Origin of the sequence: Streptomyces sp. NPDC101393 (assembly GCF_044767385.1) — a bacterium.
Classification (GTDB): Bacteria; Actinomycetota; Actinomycetes; order Streptomycetales; family Streptomycetaceae; genus Streptomyces.
Genome location: NZ_JBIWNU010000003.1, coordinates 466353 through 490260, shown reverse-complemented (window position 1 = coordinate 490260; position 23908 = coordinate 466353). Strand labels below are relative to the sequence as shown.

At 72.1% G+C, this 23908-nt stretch carries 20 protein-coding genes and 1 pseudogene; 16 read left to right on the top strand and 5 right to left on the bottom strand.

The genetic code is table 11. From position 1 onward, the window contains the following. Positions 1–3 precede the first annotated feature (3 nt). From shc to ACIRQ7_RS11970, 6 genes are all read left to right on the top strand, one after another. Entirely contained in the window at positions 4–2037 is a 2034-nt protein-coding gene (gene shc, locus ACIRQ7_RS11995; RefSeq protein ID WP_404261922.1) for a squalene--hopene cyclase, read from the top strand. Further along, positions 2037–2690, top strand: a complete 654-nt coding sequence (locus ACIRQ7_RS11990) for a 1-hydroxy-2-methyl-2-butenyl 4-diphosphate reductase (RefSeq protein WP_404261920.1) — start codon at positions 2037–2039, stop codon at positions 2688–2690. Before shc ends, ACIRQ7_RS11990 begins: the two co-directional genes overlap by 1 nt. Before the next feature lie 5 nt (positions 2691–2695). Beyond that, the gene (gene hpnH / locus ACIRQ7_RS11985; protein ID WP_401466815.1) at positions 2696–3721 is read left to right on the top strand and encodes an adenosyl-hopene transferase HpnH; all 1026 of its coding nucleotides are present in this window, start codon (positions 2696–2698) and stop codon (positions 3719–3721) included. 379 nt (positions 3722–4100) lie between these two features. After that, positions 4101–5981 (top strand): 1-deoxy-D-xylulose-5-phosphate synthase, encoded by a 1881-nt coding sequence (gene dxs, locus ACIRQ7_RS11980; RefSeq protein WP_404261918.1) that lies wholly within the window; start codon positions 4101–4103, stop codon positions 5979–5981. Continuing rightward, entirely contained in the window at positions 5978–7360 is a 1383-nt protein-coding gene (locus ACIRQ7_RS11975) for an aspartate aminotransferase family protein (protein ID WP_404261916.1), read from the top strand. Before dxs ends, ACIRQ7_RS11975 begins: the two co-directional genes overlap by 4 nt. Positions 7361–7376: 16 nt before the next feature. Then, positions 7377–8579, top strand: a complete 1203-nt coding sequence (locus ACIRQ7_RS11970) for a serpin family protein (protein ID WP_404261914.1) — start codon at positions 7377–7379, stop codon at positions 8577–8579. A 68-nt stretch (positions 8580–8647) separates the two neighbouring features. Here ACIRQ7_RS11970 and ACIRQ7_RS11965 read toward each other — a convergent pair whose 3' ends face one another. Then, complete coding sequence (locus ACIRQ7_RS11965; protein ID WP_401466804.1) at positions 8648–9457, bottom strand: tyrosine-protein phosphatase; 810 nt, start codon at positions 9455–9457, stop codon at positions 8648–8650. Between the two features lie 254 nt (positions 9458–9711). Between ACIRQ7_RS11965 and ACIRQ7_RS11960 the strand changes: the two genes are divergently transcribed. Further along, positions 9712–10512, top strand: coding sequence for an SGNH/GDSL hydrolase family protein (locus ACIRQ7_RS11960; RefSeq protein ID WP_401466801.1), 801 nt, complete (start codon positions 9712–9714; stop codon positions 10510–10512). Between the two features lie 69 nt (positions 10513–10581). On the opposite strand, the gene ACIRQ7_RS11955 is transcribed toward ACIRQ7_RS11960, so the two are convergent. Continuing rightward, positions 10582–11046, bottom strand: a complete 465-nt coding sequence (locus ACIRQ7_RS11955) for an ATP-binding protein (RefSeq protein WP_404261911.1) — start codon at positions 11044–11046, stop codon at positions 10582–10584. Between the two features lie 136 nt (positions 11047–11182). Between ACIRQ7_RS11955 and ACIRQ7_RS11950 the strand changes: the two genes are divergently transcribed. The 3 genes from ACIRQ7_RS11950 to ACIRQ7_RS11940 are packed head-to-tail and all read left to right on the top strand — an operon-like array spanning position 11183 to position 13221. After that, positions 11183–12049, top strand: coding sequence for a helix-turn-helix domain-containing protein (locus ACIRQ7_RS11950; protein WP_401466795.1), 867 nt, complete (start codon positions 11183–11185; stop codon positions 12047–12049). Between the two features lie 3 nt (positions 12050–12052). Then, positions 12053–12331 carry a DUF397 domain-containing protein gene (locus ACIRQ7_RS11945; protein ID WP_401466792.1) on the top strand — a complete coding sequence of 93 codons (279 nt, stop codon included), beginning with the start codon at positions 12053–12055 and terminating at the stop codon, positions 12329–12331. Continuing rightward, positions 12328–13221, top strand: a complete 894-nt coding sequence (locus tag ACIRQ7_RS11940) for an SAM-dependent methyltransferase (RefSeq protein ID WP_404261909.1) — start codon at positions 12328–12330, stop codon at positions 13219–13221. The genes ACIRQ7_RS11945 and ACIRQ7_RS11940 overlap by 4 nt, the downstream gene beginning before the upstream one ends. Here the strand turns inward: ACIRQ7_RS11940 and ACIRQ7_RS11935 are convergent. Continuing rightward, on the bottom strand, positions 13194–14174 hold the full coding sequence (locus ACIRQ7_RS11935; RefSeq protein WP_404261907.1) for a carbohydrate kinase family protein: 981 nt from the start codon (positions 14172–14174) through the stop codon (positions 13194–13196). The two genes, ACIRQ7_RS11940 and ACIRQ7_RS11935, sit on opposite strands and share 28 nt — an antisense overlap. A gap of 382 nt (positions 14175–14556) precedes the next feature. Here ACIRQ7_RS11935 and ACIRQ7_RS11930 point away from each other — a divergent pair, with 382 nt between their 5' ends. The 3 genes and pseudogenes from ACIRQ7_RS11930 (at position 14557) to ACIRQ7_RS11920 (ending at position 18515) form a co-directional block, all read left to right on the top strand. Then, complete coding sequence (locus ACIRQ7_RS11930) at positions 14557–15969, top strand: NAD(P)/FAD-dependent oxidoreductase (RefSeq protein ID WP_404261906.1); 1413 nt, start codon at positions 14557–14559, stop codon at positions 15967–15969. A gap of 107 nt (positions 15970–16076) precedes the next feature. Beyond that, a pseudogene (locus tag ACIRQ7_RS11925) lies at positions 16077–17035 on the top strand (GNAT family N-acetyltransferase). 259 nt (positions 17036–17294) lie between these two features. Then, the gene (locus tag ACIRQ7_RS11920; RefSeq protein WP_404261904.1) at positions 17295–18515 is read left to right on the top strand and encodes an MBL fold metallo-hydrolase; all 1221 of its coding nucleotides are present in this window, start codon (positions 17295–17297) and stop codon (positions 18513–18515) included. A gap of 208 nt (positions 18516–18723) precedes the next feature. On the opposite strand, the gene ACIRQ7_RS11915 is transcribed toward ACIRQ7_RS11920, so the two are convergent. Beyond that, on the bottom strand, positions 18724–19683 hold the full coding sequence (locus tag ACIRQ7_RS11915; protein WP_404261903.1) for an oxygenase MpaB family protein: 960 nt from the start codon (positions 19681–19683) through the stop codon (positions 18724–18726). A gap of 242 nt (positions 19684–19925) precedes the next feature. Here ACIRQ7_RS11915 and ACIRQ7_RS11910 point away from each other — a divergent pair, with 242 nt between their 5' ends. Beyond that, entirely contained in the window at positions 19926–20384 is a 459-nt protein-coding gene (locus ACIRQ7_RS11910) for an SRPBCC family protein (RefSeq protein WP_401466771.1), read from the top strand. 109 nt (positions 20385–20493) lie between these two features. Here the strand turns inward: ACIRQ7_RS11910 and ACIRQ7_RS11905 are convergent, their stop codons facing one another. Beyond that, on the bottom strand, positions 20494–20790 hold the full coding sequence (locus ACIRQ7_RS11905; protein WP_404261901.1) for a hypothetical protein: 297 nt from the start codon (positions 20788–20790) through the stop codon (positions 20494–20496). A gap of 495 nt (positions 20791–21285) precedes the next feature. Here ACIRQ7_RS11905 and ACIRQ7_RS11900 point away from each other — a divergent pair, with 495 nt between their 5' ends. Both ACIRQ7_RS11900 and ACIRQ7_RS11895 read left to right on the top strand, forming a co-directional pair. Beyond that, entirely contained in the window at positions 21286–23469 is a 2184-nt protein-coding gene (locus ACIRQ7_RS11900; RefSeq protein ID WP_404261899.1) for a sensor histidine kinase, read from the top strand. Next, complete coding sequence (locus ACIRQ7_RS11895; protein ID WP_401466766.1) at positions 23459–23908, top strand: roadblock/LC7 domain-containing protein; 450 nt, start codon at positions 23459–23461, stop codon at positions 23906–23908. Before ACIRQ7_RS11900 ends, ACIRQ7_RS11895 begins: the two co-directional genes overlap by 11 nt.

Genomic DNA, 23908 nt, shown 5'->3' with positions numbered 1-23908 from the left:
GCCATGACAGCGACGACCGACGGAAGCACCGAGGCGCTGCCGCCCCGGGCCCCCTCGGCCAGCGATGCCACCGCTGAGAAGACCGAATCCACCGACGCCACCGCGCGCTTCGAAGGCATGCAGACCGCCGTCCCACCGGACACCGCGGCCGCCGCCCGGCGCGCCACCACCCGCGCCACCGACTACCTGCTGTCCGAGCAGGACTCCGCCGGATGGTGGAAGGGCGACCTCGAGACCAACGTCACGATGGACGCCGAGGATCTGCTCCTCCGTCAGTTCCTGGGAATCCAGGACCCGAAGCTGACCGAGTCCGCCGCCCGGTACATCCGCGGCGAGCAGCGTGCGGACGGCACCTGGGCCACCTTCTACGAAGGCCCCGGCGAACTCTCCACCACCATCGAGGCCTACGTGGCCCTGCGGCTCGCCGGGGACGCCCCCGACGCGGCGCACATGGCCCGCGCGTCCGAATGGATCCGCGGACGGGGCGGAATCGCCGCCTCCCGCGTCTTCACCCGCATCTGGCTGGCGCTCTTCGGCTGGTGGAAGTGGGACGACCTCCCCGAGCTCCCCCCGGAACTCATCTACTTCCCCAAGTGGTTCCCGCTCAACATCTACGACTTCGGATGCTGGGCCCGGCAGACCATCGTGCCGCTGACCATCGTCTCGGCGAAGCGCCCCGTACGCCCCGCGCCGTTCGGTCTCGACGAGCTGCACACCGACCCGCGCAATCCCAACCCACCGCAGCCGCTCGCCCCCGCCACCACCTGGGACGGCCTCTTCCAGCGGCTCGACAAGGCGCTGCACGTCTACCACAAGGTGGCACTGCGCAAGCTGCGCGGCGCCGCGATGCGTTCCGCCGCCCGATGGATCATCGAGCGCCAGGAGAACGACGGCTGCTGGGGAGGCATCCAGCCACCCGCCGTCTACTCCGTCATCGCCCTGCATCTGCTCGGCTACGACCTCGATCACCCCGTGCTGCGCACCGGGCTCGCGTCCCTGGACCGCTTCACGGTCTGGCGCCAGGACGGCAGCCGGATGATCGAGGCGTGCCAGTCGCCGGTCTGGGACACCTGTCTGGCGGTCATCGCGCTCGCCGACGCCGGGCTTCCCGCGGACCATCCGCAGCTGGTCAAGGCAGCCGACTGGATGCTCGCCGAGGAGATCGTCCGGCCCGGGGACTGGGCGGTGCGCAGGCCCCAACTGCCGCCCGGAGGCTGGGCGTTCGAGTTCGAGAACGACAACTACCCGGACATCGACGACACCGCGGAGGTGGTCCTCGCGCTGCGCCGGGTCGCGCATCCCGATCCGCAGCGGGTGGAGGCCGCCGTGCGCCGCGCGGTCCGCTGGAACCTCGGCATGCAGTCCAAGAACGGCGCCTGGGGCGCCTTTGACGCCGACAACACCAGCGCGTTCCCCAACCGCCTGCCGTTCTGTGACTTCGGGGAGGTCATCGACCCGCCGTCGTCCGACGTCACCGCCCATGTCGTCGAGATGCTCGCCGACGTCGGCCGCACCCAGGATCCGCGCACCCGCCGCGGCATCGACTGGCTGCTCGCCGAACAGGAGCCCAGCGGCGCCTGGTTCGGCCGCTGGGGCACCAACTACATCTACGGCACCGGATCGGTGCTCCCCGCGCTCGCCGCCGTCGGCATCCCGGCGTCGCACCCCGCGGTCCGGCGCGCCGTCGGCTGGCTGCGGCGGGTGCAGAACAGCGACGGCGGCTGGGGCGAGGACCAGCGTTCCTACCACGACAAGGAGTGGGCGGGCCGCGGCTCCTCGACCGCCTCGCAGACCGGCTGGGCGCTGATGGCGCTGCTCGCGGCCGGCGAGCGGGACAGCGAGACGGTGCGCCGCGGGGTGCGCTGGCTGGCCGAGACCCAGCGGCCCGACGGCTCCTGGGACGAGCCGTACTTCACCGGCACGGGCTTCCCCTGGGACTTCTCCATCAACTACCACCTGTACCGGCAGGTCTTCCCGCTGACGGCCCTCGGCCGCTACGTCAACGGCGGACCGGCCGGCGCGCCCCTGGGGGTGTGATGACGGGACGGCCCCTGCCGGACGCGGATCCTCCGCTGCTGGTCGCCTGCGCGCTCGGCATCGAGCGGTTCGCACTGCGCGGAGGCGACCGCGGCCGCCCGGACAAGGCGGTCGTGCTCCGTACCGGCATGGGCCCCCAGGCGGCGGAGCGCGCCCTCGGCAAGGCGCTGCGCGACGGCTCCGCCACCGCACGATCCCCCGTCGTCGCCAGCGGCTTCTGCGCCGGCCTCGTCCCCGGGATGCTCCCCGGGGACGTGGTCGTCGCCCGGACGACCCGTGATCACCGGCCGGATGCGCCGGAGGTGCACTGCCGCGACAACGGCCCGCTGCTACGGGCCCTGCGGCAGCGCGGGCTGACCGTGCACACCGGCTTGCTGCAAGGCTCTGACCACGTCGTACGCGGCGCGGAGCGGGCCGAGCTGCATGCCGCGGGTGCGGTCGCTGTGGACATGGAATCCGCCGCCACCCTGCGTGAGGCGGTGCGCGCCGGAATCCGTCCGGTTGCGGCCGTCCGAGTGGTCGTGGACGCTCCAGAACATGAACTCGTACGCATCGGCACCGTGCGCGGTGGAATATCGGCCTTCCGTGTGCTGCGCTCCGTACTTCCTGTTTTCTTCGAATGGCACCGTTCTTTGCTGCTCCCCAGGAGGTGAGCTAGATGGCCATGCCGCTTCGCCAGACCATCCGGGTCGGGACCTATCTCTTTGAACAGAAGATGATTCGGAGGCGCGAGAAGTTCCCGCTCATCGTCGAGCTCGAACCCCTCTTCGCCTGCAATCTGGCGTGTGAGGGCTGCGGAAAGATCCAGCACCCGGCGGGGGTGCTGAAGCAGCGGATGCCGGTGGCGCAGGCGGTCGGCGCGGTGCTGGAGTCCGGCGCCCCGATGGTCTCCATCGCCGGTGGCGAGCCGCTGATGCACCCGCAGATCGATGAAATCGTGCGGCAGCTGGTGGCAAAGCGGAAGTACGTTTTCCTGTGCACCAACGCGATGTTGCTGCGCAAGAAGATGGAGAAGTTCACCCCGTCGCCGTATTTCGCCTTTGCGGTGCACATCGACGGGATGCGTGAGCGGCACGATGAATCCGTCGCGAAGGAAGGCGTCTTCGACGAGGCGGTGGCGGCGATCAAGGAGGCCAAGCAGCGCGGCTTCCGGGTCACCACCAACTCCACTTTCTTCAACACCGACACCCCGCAGACCATCATCGAGGTCCTGAATTTCCTCAATGACGATCTGCAGGTCGACGAAATGATGCTGTCGCCCGCCTACGCCTACGAGAAGGCCCCCGACCAGGAGCACTTCCTGGGCGTCGAGCAGACCCGGGAGCTCTTCAAGAAGGCCTTCGCCGGCGGCAACCGCCGCCGCTGGCGGCTCAACCACAGCCCGCTCTTCCTCGACTTCCTGGAAGGCAAGGCGGACTTTCCCTGCACCGCCTGGGCGATCCCCAACTACTCCCTCTTCGGCTGGCAGCGCCCCTGCTACCTCATGAGCGACGGGTACGTCCCGACGTACAAGGAGCTCATCGAGGAGACCGACTGGAGCAAGTACGGCCGGGGCAAGGACCCGCGCTGCGCCAACTGCATGGCGCACTGCGGCTACGAGCCCACCGCCGTCCTGGCCACCATGGGTTCCCTCAAGGAGTCCATCCGGGCGGCGCGGGAGACCGTCGGCGGAAACCGCGGGTGAGGTGAGGGCCGGTGAGCCCGTGCACGCGGGCTCACCGGCGGCCCCGCCGGCCGCGGCCGCCCGGCCAAAACCCCCCCCCCCCCCCGGGCCGCCGGGCGGTGGGCGCCGCCCCCCGGCCGGGGGGCCGACCCATGCCAAGCTTGCGGCCAAAACCGCCGCACCGCCCCCCCCGCGGGGCTGCCCACTTGGGGTCCCCCCCCGCGGGCCGGCCGGGGGGGGGGGGGGCCGGGGGGGGGCACCGGGGGGGGGGGGGGGGGCGGGGGCGCCGGGGCCGGGGGGCCCCCCGGCGGCCCGGCCGTCGGCGGCGCGCGGCAGATCGCGCGCCCCGTCGGCCGGGCCGCCGTCCGTGGTCAGCCGAACCAGTCGAGGGGGACCGATCATGACGATGCTGGAGCACATCCGGGAGCCACGCGACCTCAAGGCGCTACCCGCCGACCGTATGGACGAACTCGCCGCCGAAGTCCGGCAGTTCCTGGTGCATGCCGTAGCCCGCACCGGCGGCCATCTGGGACCCAATCTCGGCGTGGTCGAGCTGACCATCGCCCTGCACCGGGTCTTCGACTCGCCTGACGACCGCATCCTGTGGGACACCGGGCACCAGTCCTACGTCCACAAACTGCTGACCGGGCGCCAGGACTTCTCCAAACTCCGCGCCAAGGGCGGGCTGTCGGGTTACCCCTCGCGCGCCGAGTCCGCGCACGACGTCATCGAGAACAGCCACGCCTCGACGGTGCTGGGCTGGGCCGACGGCCTCGCCAAGGCCCACCAGGTGCGCGGCACGCACAACCATGTCGTCGCGGTGATCGGGGACGGCGCGCTGACCGGCGGCATGGCCTGGGAGGCGCTGAACAACATCGCCGCCGCCAAGGACCGTCCGCTGATCATCGTCGTCAACGACAACGCGCGCTCCTACGCGCCGACCATCGGCGGTATGGCCGACCACCTGGCGACGCTGCGCACCACCGACGGCTACGAGAAGTTCCTCTCCTGGGGCAAGGACGTCCTCCAGCGCACCCCCGTCGTCGGGCAGCAGATCTACGGATCGCTGCACGGCGCCAAGAAGGGCCTGAAGGACTTCATCGCGCCGCAGGGCATGTTCGAGGACCTGGGCCTGAAGTACGTCGGGCCGGTCGACGGCCACGACATCGAGGCCGTTGAGTCCGCACTGCGCCGCGCGGCCGGCTTCCACGGCCCGGTGCTGGTCCACTGCCTGACCGAGAAGGGCCGCGGCTACCGCCCCGCGCTGGAGCACGAGGCGGACCGGTTCCACACCGTCGGCGCCATGGACCCGCTGACCTGTGAGCCCGTCGCGCCGCCCGGTGCGCCCTCCTGGACCTCCGTCTTCGAGGACGAGATGGTCCGGATCGGCGCGGAACGCCCGGACGTCGTCGCCGTCACGGCGGCGATGCTGCAACCGGTCGGACTCGGCAGGTTCGCCGCCGCCCACCCGGACCGCGTATGGGACGTGGGCATCGCCGAACAGCACGCGGCGGTCTCGGCCGCGGGGCTGGCCACCGGCGGTCTGCACCCCGTCGTCGCGGTCTACGCCACCTTCCTCAACCGCGCCTTCGACCAGGTCCTGATGGATGTCGCGCTGCACAGGTGCGGTGTCACCTTCGTCCTCGACCGGGCCGGTGTCACCGGCACCGACGGGGCCTCGCACAACGGCATGTGGGACATGTCGATGCTCGGCGTGGTGCCCGGCCTGCGGATCGCCGCGCCGCGCGACGCCGAGCAGCTGCGTGCCGAACTCCGCGAATCGCTGGACGTGGACGACGCCCCGACCGTCATCCGGTTTCCCAAGGAGTCGGTGGGCGAGCCGATCGCGGCGCTGGAGCGGATCGGCGGCGTCGACGTCCTGCACCGTGCCCCGCAGCCGGACGTCCTGCTGGTCGCGGTCGGGGTGATGGCTCCGGTGTGCCTCCAGGTCGCCGAGCTGCTGGCGGCGCGGGGCGTGGGCGCCACAGTCATCGACCCGCGCTGGGTCAGGCCGGTCGACCCGGTCATCGCCCAACTGGCCGCCACACACGCGATGGTGGCCGTCGTGGAGGACAACATCCGCAACGGCGGCGTCGGTGCGGCGGTCGGCCAGGCGCTGCGGGACGCCGAGGTGGACGTGCCGCTGCGCACCTTCGGTATCCCCGAGCAGTTCCTGGCACACGGCAAGCGCGCCGAGGTGCTCGCCGACATCGGTCTCACCCCGGCCGAGATCGCCGGCCGGATCAGCGCCGTCCCGGCCCGTAAGGAGAACGCCTCGTGACCGGTTTCGACCTCACCGCACTGCTCCGTGAACGCGGCGGCGAGCGCTACGACCTGCACACCCGCCATCTCAACCACCAACTCCCGCGGATGCTGCACACCATCGGCTTCGACAAGGTCTACGAACGCGCCGAGGGCCCCTACTTCTGGGACAGCGAGGGCCAGGACTATCTCGACATGCTCGCCGGATTCGGCGTGATGGGGCTGGGCAGACACCACCCCGTCGTCCGGCAGGCGCTGCATGACGTACTCGACGCCGGTCTGGCCGACCTCACCCGCTTCGACTGCCAGCCGCTGCCCGGACTGCTCGCCGAGAAGCTGCTGTCGTACGCGCCGCACCTCGACCGGGTCTTCTTCGGCAACAGCGGCACCGAAGCCGTCGAGACCGCCCTGAAGTTCGCCCGCTACGCCACCGGTAAGCCGCGCGTCCTGTACTGCACCCACGCCTTCCACGGCCTGACGACGGGATCGCTCTCCGTCAACGGCGAGGACGGCTTCCGGGACGGCTTCGCTCCGCTGCTGCCGGACACCGCCGTCGAGATGGGTGACCTGGCCGGGCTGGAGCGGGAGCTGCGCCGCGGTGATGTGGCGGCGCTGGTGGTCGAACCGATCCAGGGCAAGGGCGTGCTCCCGACCCCGCCCGGATTCCTGCGCTCCGCCCAGGAGTTGCTGCACCGGCACAAGGCCCTGCTGATCGCGGACGAGGTCCAGACCGGCCTCGGCCGTACCGGCGACTTCTTCGCGTACCAGCACGAGGACGGCGTCGAGCCGGATCTGGTGTGTGTGGCGAAGGCGCTGTCCGGGGGGTATGTCCCGGTCAGCGCGACGCTCGGCAAGGACTGGATCTTCAAGAAGGTCTACTCCTCCATGGACCGGGTGCTGGTGCACTCCGCGAGCTTCGGGTCCAACGCCCAGGCGATGGCGGCCGGTCTCGCGGTGCTCTCCGTCATGGAGGACGAGCAGATCGTCGCCAACGCCCGGCACACCGGCGACCTGCTGCGGACCAGGCTGGCGGCGCTCATCGACACCTACGAGCTGCTGCACGACGTCCGGGGCCGCGGCCTGATGATCGGTATCGAATTCGGCCGGCCCAAGTCCCTTGCCCTGCGCGGCCGTTGGTCGATGCTGCAGGCGGCCCGCAAGGGGCTGTTCGCGCAGATGGTGGTGGTGCCCCTGCTGCAGCGCCACCGCATCCTCACACAGGTCTCCGGCGACCATCTGGAAGTCATTAAGCTGATCCCGCCGCTGACCATCGGCGAGCGGGAAGTCGACCGGTTCGTCACGGCGTTCACCGCCGTCATGGACGACGCGCACGGTGGCGGCGGCCTGATGTGGGACTTCGGGCGGACGCTGGTCAAACAGGCGGTCGCCAACCGCTGACAACACGGGGGGACGAATGGTTGCGGCCACGACGGTGGGCGCCGTCAACGACATGACGGCACGCTGGGCGCGGGACGCGGTGGGGGAGCGGGGCACGGTACTCACCGCGGCCGGCGTCTGGCCGCTGCTGGCACTGCTCGCGGGCCCGGCCGGCGGCCCGGCCCGCGCCGAACTCGCCGGAGCGCTCGGCCTCGACGCGGCCGACGCCGTACGTGCAGGCCGCGACCTGCTGGGCGCGCTGGACTCGGCGGACGGCGTCGATGCCGCGCTGGGACTGTGGACCCGGCGCGCGCTGTCGCTGCGTCCCGAGTGGCCGGCGAGCCTGCCGCTCGACGCACACGGCGAACTGACCGGGGACACCACCGCGGACCAGGAGGCCCTGAACGCCTGGGCCAAGCGGCACACCGACGGTCTCATCGACCGGATGCCGGTGGAGGTGGACGCCGACACGCTCCTCGTGCTGGCGAGCGCGCTGCTGGTGCGCACCACCTGGGTGCGCCCCTTCGACGAGCATCCCCACGAGGTGCCCGAAGGGCCCTGGGCAGGGCGGGAGTTGACGCTTCTGCGGCGCTACGGCGGTACGGCGCCCGAGCAGGTGCGGGTGCACCGCACCCCCGCCGGTCCGTTGACGTCGGTCGAGGTCGAGGGCGACAACGGCCTGGATGTGCACCTGCTGCTCGGGCCGCCGGAGATGCCGGGCGGTGAGGTGGTGAGCCATGGCGTGGCCGCGCTGTGCGGCGGATATCCGACGGTGTGCGGCGCCGCACTGACGGACGGCGCCGGGCCCGGTCTGCAGGTGGCGACGGTGCCGAGCTGGGACGGGGTACCCGTGGTGTCGCTGAGCTGCGCGCGGTTCACCGTCGAGGCCGATCACGATCTGTTGCGGCGGGCCGGGCTCTTCGGCCTCGGCGCGGCCTCGGACACCTCGCGGGGTCACTTCCCCGGCATCAGCCAGGTCCCGCTCGCGGTGACCTCGGCCCGGCAGAAGGCGACCGCGACCTTCGGCCCGAAGGGGTTCCGGGCCGCCGCCGTCACCGCGGTGGCCGTCGGCATGGGAAGCGCGCCGAGCACCCCGCCGCACACGGCGCAGTGGGTCTCCGCCCGCTTTGACCGGCCGTTCGGTTTCCTTGCGGTGCACCGGGCGACAGGGATGGTGCTGGTGGCCGGGTGGGTCACCGAGCCGGATGCCGCGGAGCCGCGGACCGGGTACGCCTGGTGACCGCGGCGTCCGGGTGACATCCGACGCCCGGCCGTACGGCTCGTGAGCTGTGCGGCCGGGCGTCGCGGTCAGTCGGTGAGCAGCTGGGCCCGGAGGCGCTCCCGCGTCTCGGGCGTCAGCTTCAGGCCGTCGGTGAGGTAGCTCTCCGTGGAGCCCCAGGTCTGCTCGATCGTGTCGAAGGCCGCGGTGAGGTAGTCGACGTGCGCACCGAACAACGGGGAGAGCAGCTCCATGACCTCGGGGGACATGCCGACGGCGGAGTTGTCGGAACGGCGGATCTTGTAGCGGCGGCTCGGGTCGTTGGACTTGAGGTAGTCCTCCTGGATGGCTGCCGGCTCCACGCCGACGGCCAGCAGCGTCACCGCGATGGACAGCCCCGCGCGGTCCTTGCCGGCGGCGCAGTGCATCAGCGCCGGGAGGCTGTCCTCGGCGAGGGCGTGCAGCAGCCGGCTGTGGTCCTCGGTGCGGGTGGTGATGATGTGGCGGTAGGTCTTGGCCATACGGGCCGCGGCCTTGCCGTCGCCGAGTGCGCTGCGCAGCTGGTCGAGTTCGCCGTCGCGGACCATCGTCCAGAATTCCGCGCCGTCCGCAGGGTCGGTGAGCGGGATGTTCACATTCCGTACGCCGGGCAGTGCGACATCGGGGCCTTCGAGCTTGATGTCCGAGGCATTGCGGAAATCGAAGATGGTGTGCAGCCCCAGGCCCGCGAGAAATGCGGCGTCCGCTTCGGTCGCGTGCGCGAGATGACCGCTGCGGAAGAGCCGGCCCTCCCTTATGCGACGCCCGTCCACCGTCGGCAGACCGCCCACATCGCGGAAGTTGCGTACCTCCGCGAGCTCGGGCTGGACCGGGGGGACCTGCGGCGTCTGCTGCGTCACGCGCGCTCCTAGGGTCGGTCGCCGACGCTGCTCGTCGGCGGTGCGGGGCTCCTTCGACGATACGACATTCATGCAATGGTCAATCATGCGGCGACAGCATCGATTGATGACACAGGTGAAGCCGAACGGCGAGCGCTCTGTGATCGATCGCTATTCCAACTTGGTGAGAATTTGACCGGGTGGCATTAATCACCCCCCGTCAACCCCTGGTTACGGTGGCGTAGGTCACTTCTCGAGGTGAAGTATGTCCTGACGTGGCAGACGATTCGAAGAACATCAGCAGCGGCGCCCATGGCGCCATCGGGTCGTACGCAGCCGTCGGGGACAGCTTCACCGAGGGGGTCGGGGATCCCGGCCGTGACGGGGCGTACATCGGTTGGGCGGACCGGCTCGCGGTTCTCCTCTCGGATCAGCGGGAGGAGGGGGAGTTCCGCTACGCGAATCTCGCCGTCCGGGGGCGGCTTCTCGGCCAGATCATCGACGAGCAGGTGCCCCGGGCCAAGGAGCTCGCGCCCGCACTCGTCACCTTCTGTGCAGGGGGCAATGACATTCTGCGGCCGGGCTCGGACCCGGACGCGGTGGCCGAGCGTTACGAGGCGGCGGTCGCCGATCTGCGCGAGTCCGTGGGGACGGTGCTGCTCTGCACCGGCTTCGACACCCGCGACGTCCCCGTCCTCAAGCATCTGCGGGGCAAGATCGCGACGTACACCGCGCACGTTCGGGCCATCGCCGACCGGCACGACTGCCCGGTCCTCGACCTGTGGTCGTTGAAGTCGGTGCAGGACCGGCGGGCGTGGAGCGATGACCGGCTGCACCTCTCCGCGGACGGGCACACCCGCGTCGCACTGCGCGCGGGCCAGGTCCTCGGCCTGCCGGTGCCGGCCGACCCGGATCAGCCGTGGCCGCCGGAGGCGGAGCGCACGGCCGCCGACGCCCGGCGGGACAACATCCACTGGGCGCGGGAGCACCTCGTGCCGTGGATCGGGCGACGGCTGCGCGGCGAGTCCTCCGGCGATCGCGTCGAGCCCAAGCGGCCCGATCTGCTGCCGCTGTAGCCCGGCCGCGGCCGAAGGCGCGTGGCGCACCTGAGGCCCCGCTTCCCGCCGGAACGGCGGGGCGGGGCCTCAGTGCGCTGCGGGGGCGTACGGCAGATCCGCCCAGACGACCCGGCCCGGGCCGCTGTCGTCGGGTCGGGTCCCCCAGCTCTCGGAGAGAGCGCCGACGAGGAAGAGCCCGCGGCCGCACTCCTTGTCCACGCTGCCGGGCTGGACGTGCGGCGTGCAGGCGCCCGGCCCGCCGCCCTGGTCCGTGACCTCTATGCGGATGTGCGCCCCGACGACGGTGAGTTCGCAGCCGACCTTCTCGCTGTCGGTGTGCCGCAGCGCGTTGGTGAACAGCTCGGAGACGACCAACTCCACGTCGTCGCGGACTTGTTGGTCGGCGCCCCACTCGTGCAGCAGGGTGCCGGCGCGTCTGCGCGCCTCGGAGACGGACGTGCGCTGCGCCGGTAGATGGAACGCGTCCTGCGGGTGCCTGGCGGCGGTGCCGCTACAGCGCCCTAACAGAGGAGCGTTGTTGGAGGAAGCCACTCCGTAACTATGTGCGATGTTGGTCGCCGATGGCAAGGATCACTCTGCAATTTGCAGAATCGGATATGCAGTCTGTTCGGCCTGCTGACGGCATGACACACTGCTGATCACTGAAGCTGGTTGGAGGAGATCGGACGTGGCGGATCCACGGTCGGCCGGTGCGCCGACCGTCCTGCGGGTGGTGCTCGGAAAGCGACTGCAGGACCTGCGTGAGAAGGCGGGACTGTCCTTTGAGCGAGCCGCCGAGGCCCTCGATGTGACCCACGCCACGATTCGGCGCATGGAGAAGGCCGAGGTCGGCCTCAAACTCCCGTACGTCGAGAAGCTGTTGGCGACCTACGGCGTCAGCGAACAGGACGAGATCGACGGCTTCCTCAACCTCGCCCGCGAGGCCAACAAGCCGGGCTGGTGGCACCGGTTCCGCGATGTGCTGCCCGAATGGTTCAGCGCCTTCGTCAGCCTGGAGAGCGAAGCCAACCTGATCCGCGCCTATCAACCGCACTACGTCCCCGGCCTCCTGCAGACCGAGGACTACGCCGCAGCCGTCCTGCGGGCAGGTATGCCGCACGCTCCGGCGGCGGACATCGACCGCATCGTGGCGCTGCGCCTGGAGCGGCAGTCCCTGCTGACCCGCGCGAACGCACCGATGCTGTGGGTGGTGATGGATGAAACGGTTCTGCGCCGCCCGATCGGCGGCCCCCGTGTCATGCGCGACCAGATCGCCCGGCTGATGGAGGCCACGGCCCTGCCGAACGTCCGGCTGCAGGTCATCCCCTTCGCCGCCGGCCCGCACCCCGCGATGTACGGGCCGTTCCACATCTTCCGGTTCCCGATCCCCGAGCTCCCGGACATCGCGTACGCCGAGAGCCTCGTCGGCGCCGTGTACTTCGACCAGCGCAACGACGTCTCGCAGTTCCTGGAGGCCCTGGACCGGATGTGTGCGCAGGCCGCGCCGGCACACACCACCGAGGCCCTCCTGAGTGGCTTTCGCAAGGAGATCTGAACCGTGGATCGCATACGCATCTACAACGGCATGCCCGCCAAGGAACTGGGCAACGACGGCTGGCACAAGCCGTGGAGCGGCGGGAACGGCGGCGAATGCGTCGAGGCCATGCGGCTGGGGGACGGCCGGGTGGCGCTGCGCCAGTCGACCGATCCGGACGGGCCGGCGCTGATCTACAGCCATGGCGAGATCGTGAGTTTCATCGAGGGTGCGAAGGCCGGGGACGCCGACTTCCTGCTCTCCGCGGCACCGTGCCGGCACAGCGAACGGAGGACGGCGTGAGCGACCAGGACATCTCGCGGAGCCCGGACGGCCAGGGGTTCGCCGGCGACCTGAGGGGCCCGGAGCAGGGCTTCCCGGCCGAGCAGATCGACACCAGCAGGCCGCATCCGGCCCGCATGTACGACTACTACCTCGGCGGCTGGGACAACTACGAGGTCGACCGGGTGGCGGCCGAGCGCGTCATCGAGGTGCACCCCCAGATCCGGCTCAGTGCCCGCGCCAACCGCGCCTTCCTGCAGCGCGCCGTACGCGACCTCGTCGCCGGCGGCATCCGCCAGATCATCGACATCGGCACCGGCATCCCCACCTCGCCCAACACCCACGAGGTGGCCCGCGAGATCGCCCCCGACACGCGCGTCGTCTATGTCGACAACGACCCGATCGTCGCCACCCACGCCGGGGCACGGCTGACCAACACCGAGGGCACCGGTTTCGTGCTCGGTGATGTCCGCGACCCCAAGGCGATCCTGGACCACCCGGTCGTCCGCGAACTGATCGACTTCGACCGGCCGGTGGCGCTGCTGCTGCTCGCCGTCCTGCACTTCGTCCGGGACGACGAGGACCCCGCCGCTCTCGTCGCCACCCTCGCCGACGCCCTCCCCGCGGGCAGCCACCTCGTGCTGTCGCACGCCACCGGTGAGCCCTATGAGGCGTACGCGCCGGGCCGCACCGACGTCACCGCGCGCGACGGCGTGGTGAACGTCTACAAGAACGCCACCGCCACCCTCAACCTCCGCTCGAAGGCACAGGTCGAGCCGCTCTTCGGACCGTTCGCGCTGCTCGACCCGGGCGTGGTGCGGGTGTCGCTGTGGCGGCCGGACGGCGAGGTGCCGAGCGCCGAGGAGCTCAACAACACCATTTTCTACGGTGCGGTGGGCCGCAAGGACTGATCCGCCGGGCCGCCGCCGGGCCCTTCGCCGACCGCGACCGGCGCGAGGGCCGCGCGCAGGTCCGCCGGCCCGACGAGGGCGGTGTGCGTGCCCTGGGCGGTACAGGCGTGCGCGCCCGCGACCGCGCCCAGGCGTACGCAGTCCTCCAGGTCCCGGCCCGCCAGCCGGCCGTAGAGGAAGCCGCAGGTGAAGGCGTCACCCGCGCCGTTGCTGTCCACGACGGGACCGGGTGGTACCGCCGCGGGCACATGGCGGGGAGTGCTGTCGTCACGGGTGAGGAGATAGGCGCCGCCCGCACCGGCCGTGGCGATCACCGCTTCGGCGCGCCCCTCCCGGAGGATCTCCCGCATGACGGACCCGATCCGCTCACCCGCACCGGCGGTGCTGAGGAACACCAGGTCCGAGCGGAGCGCGAATTCCCGGTGGTGGCCGTCCAGTCCGTCCCAGTCGTGCAGGTCCGTCGAGACGGGGAGCCCCAGGGCTTCGATGTCGTCGTACAGGAACCGGGCGAAGTGGGTGACCGACAGATGGACGTGCCGGGCGCGGCGCAGCGCCGGAAGGTAGTGCTCGGCAGGCATCCGTAGGTCGAGGGGGTCGCGGCCGTCGTAGAAAGACGTCCGACGGCCGTCCGGGGCCACGAGATTGACGGCACGCCGGGTGCCGTGCGGGGAGATCAACGGCCGGAAGTCGACGCCGGTACCGGAAAGGCGTTCGCGTACCAGGGTGCCCTGGTGGTCGTCGCCCAGGAAGTCGACGAAGCCGGTGGCGAGGCCGAGGGCCGCGCAGCCGAGGGCGACGCCGCAACCCGTGTGTCCGGCCCCTTCGCGGATGGGCGGCACCCCGTAGGAGTCGGCGGCCGGCACGGGCAGCGCGCCGACCTGCACGAGGGTGTCCACACCCGCTCCGCCGACGACCAGGACGTCATACGGTTTTGTGGCCTGCTGCAGTGTCACGAGCGTCCTTGCATCCCTTGCTGGTGCACCCCTTTGCGGATGCCTGGGTCCGACGCCGGGAGTCTAGACGCAGCGCGAAGGCGCGCGGGGGTGTCCGGGGCGCGCGTGACCCGTGGGAGAAAACCGTTCCCGAGAAGCTGCCGGCGCGATCACCCACCGGCCAACGGTGGCTGACGGGCGGCTGTTGACGTGCCAAGGTGCGCCGGCTCGCTGTGCGCCGGATGGCAGAAAGAGCCGTTGACATGACTGCGCGCGGACTGAAGTGTGAGACCGCCGTGATCACATGGCCACGAGCGGCGACCGGTGAGCCGCGAGCGATGAGCGGACAGCCGGTGTCCGGACCGGCGCACGGCCGGGCGCGGCGCGGGGGAGTGGAGTGCGGATGGCAGAGCACGTCGACGACGGGCGCACCGCGGTCGTGATCGGTGGCGGACTCGCCGGGATGCTCGCCGTCACCGCCCTGTTGGGGCACGTCGACGCGATCACCGTGGTCGAACGCGACCGGTACCCTGCGGAGCGCACGTTCCGTAAGGGCGTCCCGCAGGCGCGCCATCTGCACATCCTGCTGAGCGGTGGACAGCGCGCCCTGGACACCTTGCTGCCCGGCACGGTCGAGGCCCTCACGGAGGCGGGCGCGCGGAGCCTCTGTCTGCCGCGTGACCTCATCACCCGGACACCCACCGGCTGGCAGCGCCGCTTCGACGAACGCCGGCACCGCACCCTGAGCGTCACCCGGCCGGTGCTGGACGCCGTCGTCAGGGAGCGCGCGCTGCGGGCGGCCGCCGGATCCGCCACCCGTGTCGAGGTCCTGGAGGCCACCGAGGCGGTCGGGCTGACCGGGGACTCCCGGCAGGTCACCGGGGTGCGCGTACGGTCCAGGGGCGGCAGCGAACGCGCCGAGCGTGCGCTGTCCGCGGAGTTGGTCGTCGACGCGTCGGGCCGTGGGTCCCGGGTGCCGCAGTGGTACGCCGCACTCGGCCGCGGCGCGCCGCACGAGGAGACCGTGGACGCGGGCATCGCCTACGCCACCCGCATGTACCGCCCCCGCGACCCGGAACCGGAGGTGGGCGTCAACATCCCCGGCTGGCCGCAGTGCCCGCGGGGCGCGGCGTACGTGCCGGTCGAGGACGGCAAGTGGCTGCTGACGCTGTCGGGGGTACGCGGACACCACCCGCCCACGGACGAGGCGGAGTTCACCGCCTTCAGCGCCACCGTCGGCGACCCGTACGTCCATGAACTCCTCGCGCACGCCGAGCCGGTCTCGTCGGTGTACGGCTTCCGCGACACCTTCAACCGCCGGCGCCACTTCGAGCGGGCCGGCGCCCTGCCCGAAGGGTTCCTCGTCCTGGGGGACGCCAGCTGCACCTTCAACCCCGTGTACGGGCAGGGCATGTCGGTCGCCGCACTCGGTGCGCTGGCGGTCCGCGGCGCGCTCGACGAGGCCGGGGGACTGCGGGCGGGAGCCACCGCCGAGGCGCAGCGGGCGGTGTCCCGGGCGGCGGACCCGGCCTGGCTCGCCGCGGTCGGCGCGGACCGCCCCTACGCGAGCGACGGCGACGCCAGGGCAGGCATCGGCGAGCGGGTGAGCACCTGGTACGTCGAGCGGCTGACCGCCCGTGCCGCCATCGACCCCGTCGTCGGCGCGGCCTTCCGCGACGTCTTCTGCCTCACGGCACCGCCGTCCCGCCTCGTCTCCCCGCGCGTCGTGCTGCGCACCGTCCTCCTGCCGCGCCGGCCGGGCCTCGCCGGTCCACCGGTGGCCGGGGAGCTGGCGCGGCCGGGTACGGAGGCGTAGCGGAACCGCCTGCGCCGCCCGCCCATCCCGCCGCGCGGGAGCCCCGGGCCGCGCCCCGTAGCCGAAAACGGGGTGCACGCGCCGTGCCGCCCACGGGAGGGTGAGCCATGGAGCGAACGACGACACGGACCACGGAGACGGCCACGCCACCGGCCGGGGACCCCGGCACGCCACCCGCCACACGATGGCGGACGACACAGGACCTCGACGCCTTCGAGGAGGCCGCGGGGGCCTTCCTGCGGGCCCGGCCCGTGGAACACACCCTGCTGCTGTCCGTGACGTCCTCGCTGCGGGTGCTCGGCGCGGATGCGTACGGAAGCGACGCACCGTGGTTCGGGTGGTGGCGGCCGGCGCGCACGCAGACAACGGGAGGGGCGGCAGTCGAGGGCGCCTTCGTGTGGACGCCGCCGCGGCCCGTGCTGCTCTCCCCGATGCCCGACGACGCCGCGGCCGCGTTGGCCGGCACCCTCGTGCCGGAGCGGCTCCCCGAGGCGGGGGTGAACGCCGAGCTGCCGACGGCACGCGCCTATGCGGCAGGATGGCACCGGCGCCACGGCGGGACGCCCGAATCCGCCGGGCGGCGTCGGCTGTACCGGCTCGGTGAGCTGGTCCCGCCGGACCCCGGACCGCCCGGGCGGCCCGCGCCGCCACCGGCGCGGACCGTGCGCTCGTGCTCGCCTGGTTCACGGCCTTCGCCGCCGAGGTGGGTGACGGGCCGCCCGGTGCCTCCCGGGCCGTCGACGACCGGCTCGCCGAGGGCCGCTGCACCCTGTGGGAGATCGACGGCCGGCCCGTCGCGATGGCCGGCGTCAGTCGGACACTGTCCGGTATGGCGCGGGTCGCGCCCGTCTACACCCCGCCCGAGCTGCGGGGACGTGGCTACGCGGGGGCGGTGACCGCCGCCGTGTCGCGGGCCGCGCGGGACGTCGCGGGCGCCGAGGAGCTGGTGCTCTTCACCGACCTGGACAATCCCACCAGCAACGCCCTCTACCAGCGGCTCGGCTATCGGCCGGTGGCCGACCACCTCGTCCTGAGGACCGGGCGCGCCTGCGGGCCCGCCCGGTAGGCCTGAGGGCCGGACGGGCACGGCCCCGCCCGGCCCCGCCCCACCCCGCTGCCTCGCTCCGTCCCGCCGGTGGCCAAGATCACACCCGCTTCGGAATGTCACGGCGGGTCGCGTCGTTGGTGTCTGGGGGTGATGGTGTGAATCCGGGTGTCGCGGTGCGGAGCGGTCGGTACACCGGCGCCGGGCGGCCCCCGGCGCGCCGGAACCTGCCGCTCGTGCAGCCCGTTCACTCCGCGACTGCCCCGACCTTGGAGGTGCCGTGACCGGTTCCCGACCCCGACGCACTCGACTGACCGCGCTGCGGCCCGCGAGCTTCGGCGCCGTGCCCACAGGCGAGCGGCTGGCCAGGATGCGCAAGTCGCCGCAGTTCGTGGACGGCCAGTTCCGCAATCCGGCGCAGACCAGGCAGCTGCTCCAGGGGTCGGCGCTGCCGATGGCACGCACCCAGCTCAGCCGCGAGGGGCGGCTGCGCCGGGCGCCGGTCGGCCGGATTCCGGTGCACCGCCCGACCGGGTCGGAGTGGGACCGGCCGCCCGTCTCCGGCCTGCGGCTCACCTGGATGGGTCATTCGAGCGTGCTCGCCGAGATCGATGGCCAGCGGGTGCTCTTCGACCCGGTGTGGGGCGAGCGCTGTTCGCCGTTCACCTGGGCGGGGCCCAAGCGGATGCACCCGGTGCCGGTCGAGCTTTCCGCGCTGGCGCCGGTCGATGTGGTGGTGATCTCGCACGATCACTACGACCACCTGGACATGGAGACGGTCCAGGCACTGACCGCCACCGGCGTCGCCTTCGTGGTGCCGCTCGGTATCGGCGCCGACCTGGAGTTCTGGGGCGTGCCCGCCGAGCGGATCACCGAGCTGGACTGGCACGAATCCACCCGCGTGGGCGGGCTGACCCTCACCGCCACCCCGGCCCAGCACTTCTGCGGACGCGGGCTGCGCGGCCCGCAGCACACCCTGTGGGCGTCCTGGGTGGTAGCGGGACCGCAGCACCGGATCTATCACAGCGGCGACACCGGCTACTTCGCTGGATTCGCCGAGATCGGTGCGGACCACGGCCCGTTCGACGCGACCATGATCCAGATCGGCGCGTACAGCGATTTCTGGCCGGACATCCACATGACCCCCGAAGAGGGCGTCCGCGCCCACGTCGACCTCTCCGGAGGCAGCCCGTCCGGCGTCATGCTGCCGATTCACTGGGGCACCTTCAGCCTCGCGCCGCACCCCTGGGCCGAGCCCGCGGAGTGGACCATGTACGCCGCCCACTCGGTGGGAGCGGCCGTCGCCGTGCCGCCGCCGGGCAAGCCGTTCGAGCCCGCTGACGAGCAGGCCGTGGCGCCGTGGTGGCGTGCGGTGGCCGTGCCGCCCGTGCACGGCTGGCCCAGCTGGCCGCCGGTGGCGACCACCGCGCACGGCTACCCCACGCCTGCCCCGCAGGAGCGTCCGCCCCACGCGGAAGGCGAACTCGTCGCCGAGGGGTGAGGCGCCCCGGGGCTCCCGGTGCGGAGCCCATGGCGTGCACGGCAGTCCGCGCGGCGGCACGCCCCCGCCTCCCTGTCGCGGGCTCCTGCCGGCCCATCAGAGGGAGCGCGCGGCGCCGCCGTCGATGCGACGCCGGAGCCGCGAAGGCGCTGCGCGCGGTCCCTGATCTGGATCGCCGCGACGCCAACAGCCGTGACGCCAACCGGAGTCAAGGCGCTGAGCTGGAGGGCTGCGATGCCGGCGGAGCTTCGGGTGCGGTCGGCGCGCCCGGCTGACCGGTTCGCGGAGGGGGCTCCGGAGGCGCGGACGGGGGAGTGGTCATCGCCCAGCGGATGCTCGCGGTGAGCGCGCGTCCCGTCAGCCGTACGCAGGCGCTCTCGATCCCCGGCAGCCGTGGGAGGCCGAGGAGGTCGCGGCTCCACGGCGGGAGGGTCGCGAGCGCGTTCGCGGCGAGGACGGCGTACGGGGCTCGCGCCGCCCAGGGCAGGGGAGGGTGCAGGAGCATGAATCGGGCTGCCTCACGGGCCTCTTCGGTGGCCCGTAGCTCGGGGGCGTAGGCGGCCAACAGGTCTGCCAGCTCAGCTCGGTTGCGCGGTGGGGCGAGAACACCCAGCGCCGCCGCCACCCGTGCCGTATCGGCGATGTACGCGTCGCGGCCGGCGGCGTCCAACGGGTGCGCACCGTAGAGCTGGTGGGCACGGAGGAAACTGTCGACCTCGGCGATGTGCACCCAGGCGAGCAGATGGGGGTCCGCTGCGCGGTACTTCTCCCCGGACCTGGTGGTACCGGCCACCCGCTCGTGCACCGCCCGCACGTGGTCGACCGCGCGCTGTGCGTCCGCGGCGGCGCCGAACGTCGTCACCGCGAGGAAGGTGCTGGTGCGTTGCAGCCGTCCCCAGGGGTCGCCGCGATAGCCGGAATGTGCCGCCACCGCGGCCATGGCCAGCGGGTGGAGGGACTGCAGCAGCAACGCCCGCAGCCCGCCGATGAACATCGAGGCATCACCGTGGACGGTACGGATCGGCCGGTCGGCGCCGAACCAGCGCGGACCGGGCGCACCATGGATGCGGGCGCGGTTCTCGGGGCCGGCGGGGCCCGCGACGCGGTGGAACAAGCTGCTGCCGAGTCGCTCCCGCAGGCCGGAGAGCCCCGGCGCGGACGCGTTCATGCCTCCAGTGTCAGCCCGGACCCGGCCGATCCCAAGCGCCGCAGGTCCCCGCCGTACGACGCAGCGGCCCCCGTGGTCCGCGGACGTGTGCCCGGCCCTCCGCACCGGCTGCCGGCCGGTCGTGGAATCAGGGGCGTGGGTGGCGTGTGGCGAGTTCGCCGTCGGGTACCCGGCGTGGCGTACCAAGATCTGCGGCGCGGGATTCCCTGCCCGCGGCAGGCACCACGTGAGGAGGCGTAGCGATGAGCACGGTGAAGGAGACGGTGGAGGTCGAGGTCCCCGTCCATACGGCCTACAACCAGTGGACGCAGTTCGAGGAGTTCCCGGAATTCATGGAGGGCGTCGAGGAGATCAGGCAGCTCGACGACCGCCGCAACCACTGGACCACCAAGATCGGTGGGGTGCGCCGGGAGTTCGACACCGAGATCGTCGACCAGCTGCCCGACGAGCGGATCGCCTGGCGTACGACCGGCGGCGATACCCAGCAGATGGGGATGGTCAGCTTTCAGCGCGTGAACGACACGCGTACCCGGGTGGACCTCGTCATGGACGTCGAGCCCAACGGCCCGGCCGAGAAGGCCGCTGCCGTGGCCGGGGTGATCGACCGGCGCATCAAGGGCGACATGGGGCGCTTCAAGGAGTTCATCGAGCACCGCGGCGGCGAAACCGGCGCCTGGCGGGGCCGTATCAAGCCCGGATGACCAGCTGCGCCCGCTCCGTCGGCGCATCCGGCTCCCGCCCGGCATCAGCCCGGGCGGGAGCCGTCATGAAGCGCCCCGGGCGGGCCGCGACGACGGATGAGGGGCGCAGTCAGCGGCTGTACGCCCCGGTGGCCGAACGGCGCGCGTCGAGCCGGCCTGCGTAGCGATCCGCGCGGTTGCCCGCCCTGGCCATCTCCCGCCGTTCCTTCGAGGCCGCGCGCCCGTGCGGCCCGGAGCAGCAGCTTTCGCCGAATGCGGAGTGCGTCCACCGGCAGCGGGTGTCCGGGTCCTCCCGCGTCGGCGCCTGCGGCAGATCGCAGCTGCCGTAACGGTGATCGTGGGCCGGCCGGGGGTGGTGCTCCGCGCACCGCACCCACAAGGGCTTCGTCTTGTCCGTACGGGACATCTCGTTCCTTCCGGAACCCGCCGCCCGCGTTCCCGGACCTTCCGGGCGGGCGGCCGGGTTGGCCATTTCACGGCGTCACGCTCCTTCCGGAGGCAGGTCGGACTCACGATCCGCGGGAGCGGAAAGCCTTGCAGAATATCGGTGGACCCGGGCGTGAACAAGGGCGTCGCGAGAGGGAACACCGCAACCGCGCACAACGGACGGCTTCGCCACACCGCGCCTCTTCGCGGCCTGAGCGGTGCCGTCCGATCGCTGTGGGGTGTCGCCCGAGCGTCATCGGGGAAGCCTCAACTCCCCCGGCGGGGAGCCTCAACTCCTGCAGTATCGCGCCGTGTTGGTACGACCGTTCGGGTTGATTCGCACTGTCGTACGGGTGACGTCCCCTCAGGGAGGTGGCGAGGGGTAGCGAAACCCCGAAGTGGGTCTGAACCCCACCCTCGCAACAACTAGCGTGCGTGCTCCGCGAAGTGCCAACGGCCGATCCGGAGGGCGCCGATGCCTACCGCATTCCCCCAGGGGACCCAGACGTCCCAGGAGACTCACAGGTCCCAGGGGGCCCAGAGTTCCCCGGGGGCAGCCCCAGTACCCACCTCCGTACGGCGGCGGGAGCGTGAGGGCGGACGGCACGGCCGGACCTCGTTCCCCGAGTCGGCCGCCGACTCGGCGATACGGTCCCGCCTGGTCCGGCTCGCCGCCGCCCCCTGCCTCCTCGTCGCCGTCATCTGCGCCGCCGTGACCGCCTTCGTCGTCCAGGCCGGTGGCGCCCACCTCACCGGGCGCGAATGGGCGGCCCTCTTCGGTGGGTTGGCGCTGATCTGCGTCATCGTGCTCATCGCGGGCGCCGCCGCCAACTCCGAGGCCCGCGCCACGGTCGCCCGCTACGCCCGGCTGCGCCAGGTCTGCGCCCGCAGCCAGTCCGACCTGTACGACCTGCTCGACCGGGTACGCCAGGGCGAATGGCTCCAGCACCGCGCCCCCGACCCGGGCCTCGTCCCGACCGGCGACACCCTCGATCTGCTCGCCCACGAGGTCGCCGCCGCGGGCCGCTCCGCCGAGTCCGCCGTCATCGACGCCGTGGCCATCGCGCGCAGCAACGCCAGCGGCAGCGAGCAGAAGGTCGAGGTCTTCGTGAACCTCGCCCGGCGCCTGCAGTCCCTGGTGCACCGCGAGATCGAGCTGCTGGACGAGTTGGAGAACCAGGTCGAGGACCCGGATCTGCTCAAGGGCCTCTTCCATGTCGACCACCTGGCCACCCGCATCCGTCGGCATGCCGAGAATCTCGCCGTCCTCGGTGGCGCCATCTCCCGCCGCCAGTGGAGCCGTCCGGTCACCATGACCGAGGTGCTGCGCTCCTCCATCGCCGAGGTCGAGCAGTACCCCAGGGTCAAGCTCGTCCCGCCGATCGAGGGCACCCTGCAGGGCCACGCCGTCGCCGACGTCATCCACCTGCTCGCCGAACTCGTCGAGAACGCCTCGATCTACTCCGCCCCGCACACCCACATCCTGCTGCGCGCCCAGCTGGTCACCGCCGGTCTCGCGGTCGAGGTCGAGGACCGGGGCCTCGGCATGTCGTCCGACGAGCAGACGCGGATGAACGCACTGCTCGCCGACCCCGAACACGTCGATGTCGCCGAGCTGTTGAGCGACGGCCGGATCGGGCTGTTCGTGGTCTCCTCGCTCGCCCGGCGGCACGGCATCGTGGTCCGGTTGCAGAGCAACATCTACGGCGGCGTGCAGGCCGTGCTGGTCCTCCCGCAGGCACTGCTCGGCGCGGAATCCGGCGAGACGGGCGGAGCGCGGACGGGATCGCCGGACAGCGACCCGGTACGCGACCATGCCGCCGACCTCGGCATCGAGGCCGGCCACGCGTCGGGCACGGAAGGCCGCCACAACGGTTACGACGTGCGGCAGGGCCTCGCCGGTAGCGGTCCCGAGCCGCTGCCGGTTGCCGGGCCCGGTGCATCCGCGGATGCCGGGCGGGCCGGACGCTCGCTCGATGCGCCGCAGCAGACGGACCACGAGCGGGTGCCGACGGCATCCGTCCACGCCGAAACCGGCGCCGGCGCCTACACCGACGCCGCGGTAGGCGCCTACACCGAGACCGGGTCCGGCGCTTACGCCGACACCGCCGTAGGCGCCTACGCCGCAGGCGGCCCCGGCACCTACACCGGATCGGACGGCTCCACCGGCGCCGACCCCGATTCCCCGCGCCGCCGACTGGTCCGCACACCCGCTCCGGCCGCCCCGCAGGCCGCCGAGCCGACCGCTTCCGTACCGCCGCTGCCCACCCGCCCGGTGGCCCCCGCGCACGACGTCACCGACCGCCCCGCCGACCCCGGCCCGGTCGTGCTGCCCCCGCCGCCCGCCGCGACGGACGACGGGGCCCGCCCCCGGCTGCCGCGCCGGCGCAAGCAGGAGCACCTCGTTCCCGAACTGCGCGGCGACCCGATCCTGCCGTCGTCCGCACGCCGTACCGGACCGGAGCCGGAGCACGACCCCGGCCTGATGGCTGCCTTCCGGCGCGGCGTCAGCCTGTCCGACGAGAGCTACCAGGCAGGCAACCGCTCCGGCCAGGACGGCGACTTCAGCAGCCTTGGCGGCAATGACCTGCTCTATGACCGTGACCACGAGGCCCCGATGGCCCGCCCCCGAGGAGACGACCACAACCATGGTGAGTGATGTGCACGCGCAGGCGCATTCGCAGCTGCAGGGCAGCCAGCACACGGATCTTTCCTGGCTGCTGACCGGACTCGTGCAGCGCGTGCCGCATGCCCGCAGCGCCCTCCTGCTGTCCTCCGACGGCCTGGTCAAGGCCGCCGACGGCTTCGACCCGGACAGCGCCGACCACATGGCGGCCCTGGCATCCGGCCTCTACTCCCTCGCCCGGAGCGCGGGCGTGCGCTTCGGGGACGGCGACGACGTCCTCCAGGTAGTCGTCGAGCTGGAGTCCACCTTCCTGTTCGTCTCCGCCGCCGGGTCCGGGGCCTGTCTGGCCGTCATCGCCGGCCGGGAGGCCGATGTCGCGGTGCTGGGCTACGAGATGGGGATGCTCGTCAAGAGCGTCCGGCCGTATCTGTCCACGCCCCTGCGTCGGCAGGCACCGGCAGGCGGTCGTTGA

Coding starts and splice junctions, on each gene's coding strand:
- ACIRQ7_RS11915 (WP_404261903.1), bottom strand. CDS start 19,683: ATGAACGCGTCCGCGCCGGGGCTCTCCGGCCTGCGGGAGCGACTCGGC.
- dxs (WP_404261918.1), top strand. CDS start 4,101: ATGACGATGCTGGAGCACATCCGGGAGCCACGCGACCTCAAGGCGCTA.
- hpnH (WP_401466815.1), top strand. CDS start 2,696: ATGGCCATGCCGCTTCGCCAGACCATCCGGGTCGGGACCTATCTCTTT.
- ACIRQ7_RS11910 (WP_401466771.1), top strand. CDS start 19,926: ATGAGCACGGTGAAGGAGACGGTGGAGGTCGAGGTCCCCGTCCATACG.
- ACIRQ7_RS11900 (WP_404261899.1), top strand. CDS start 21,286: ATGCCTACCGCATTCCCCCAGGGGACCCAGACGTCCCAGGAGACTCAC.
- ACIRQ7_RS11990 (WP_404261920.1), top strand. CDS start 2,037: ATGACGGGACGGCCCCTGCCGGACGCGGATCCTCCGCTGCTGGTCGCC.
- ACIRQ7_RS11970 (WP_404261914.1), top strand. CDS start 7,377: ATGGTTGCGGCCACGACGGTGGGCGCCGTCAACGACATGACGGCACGC.
- shc (WP_404261922.1), top strand. CDS start 4: ATGACAGCGACGACCGACGGAAGCACCGAGGCGCTGCCGCCCCGGGCC.
- ACIRQ7_RS11930 (WP_404261906.1), top strand. CDS start 14,557: ATGGCAGAGCACGTCGACGACGGGCGCACCGCGGTCGTGATCGGTGGC.
- ACIRQ7_RS11905 (WP_404261901.1), bottom strand. CDS start 20,790: ATGTCCCGTACGGACAAGACGAAGCCCTTGTGGGTGCGGTGCGCGGAG.
- ACIRQ7_RS11895 (WP_401466766.1), top strand. CDS start 23,459: ATGGTGAGTGATGTGCACGCGCAGGCGCATTCGCAGCTGCAGGGCAGC.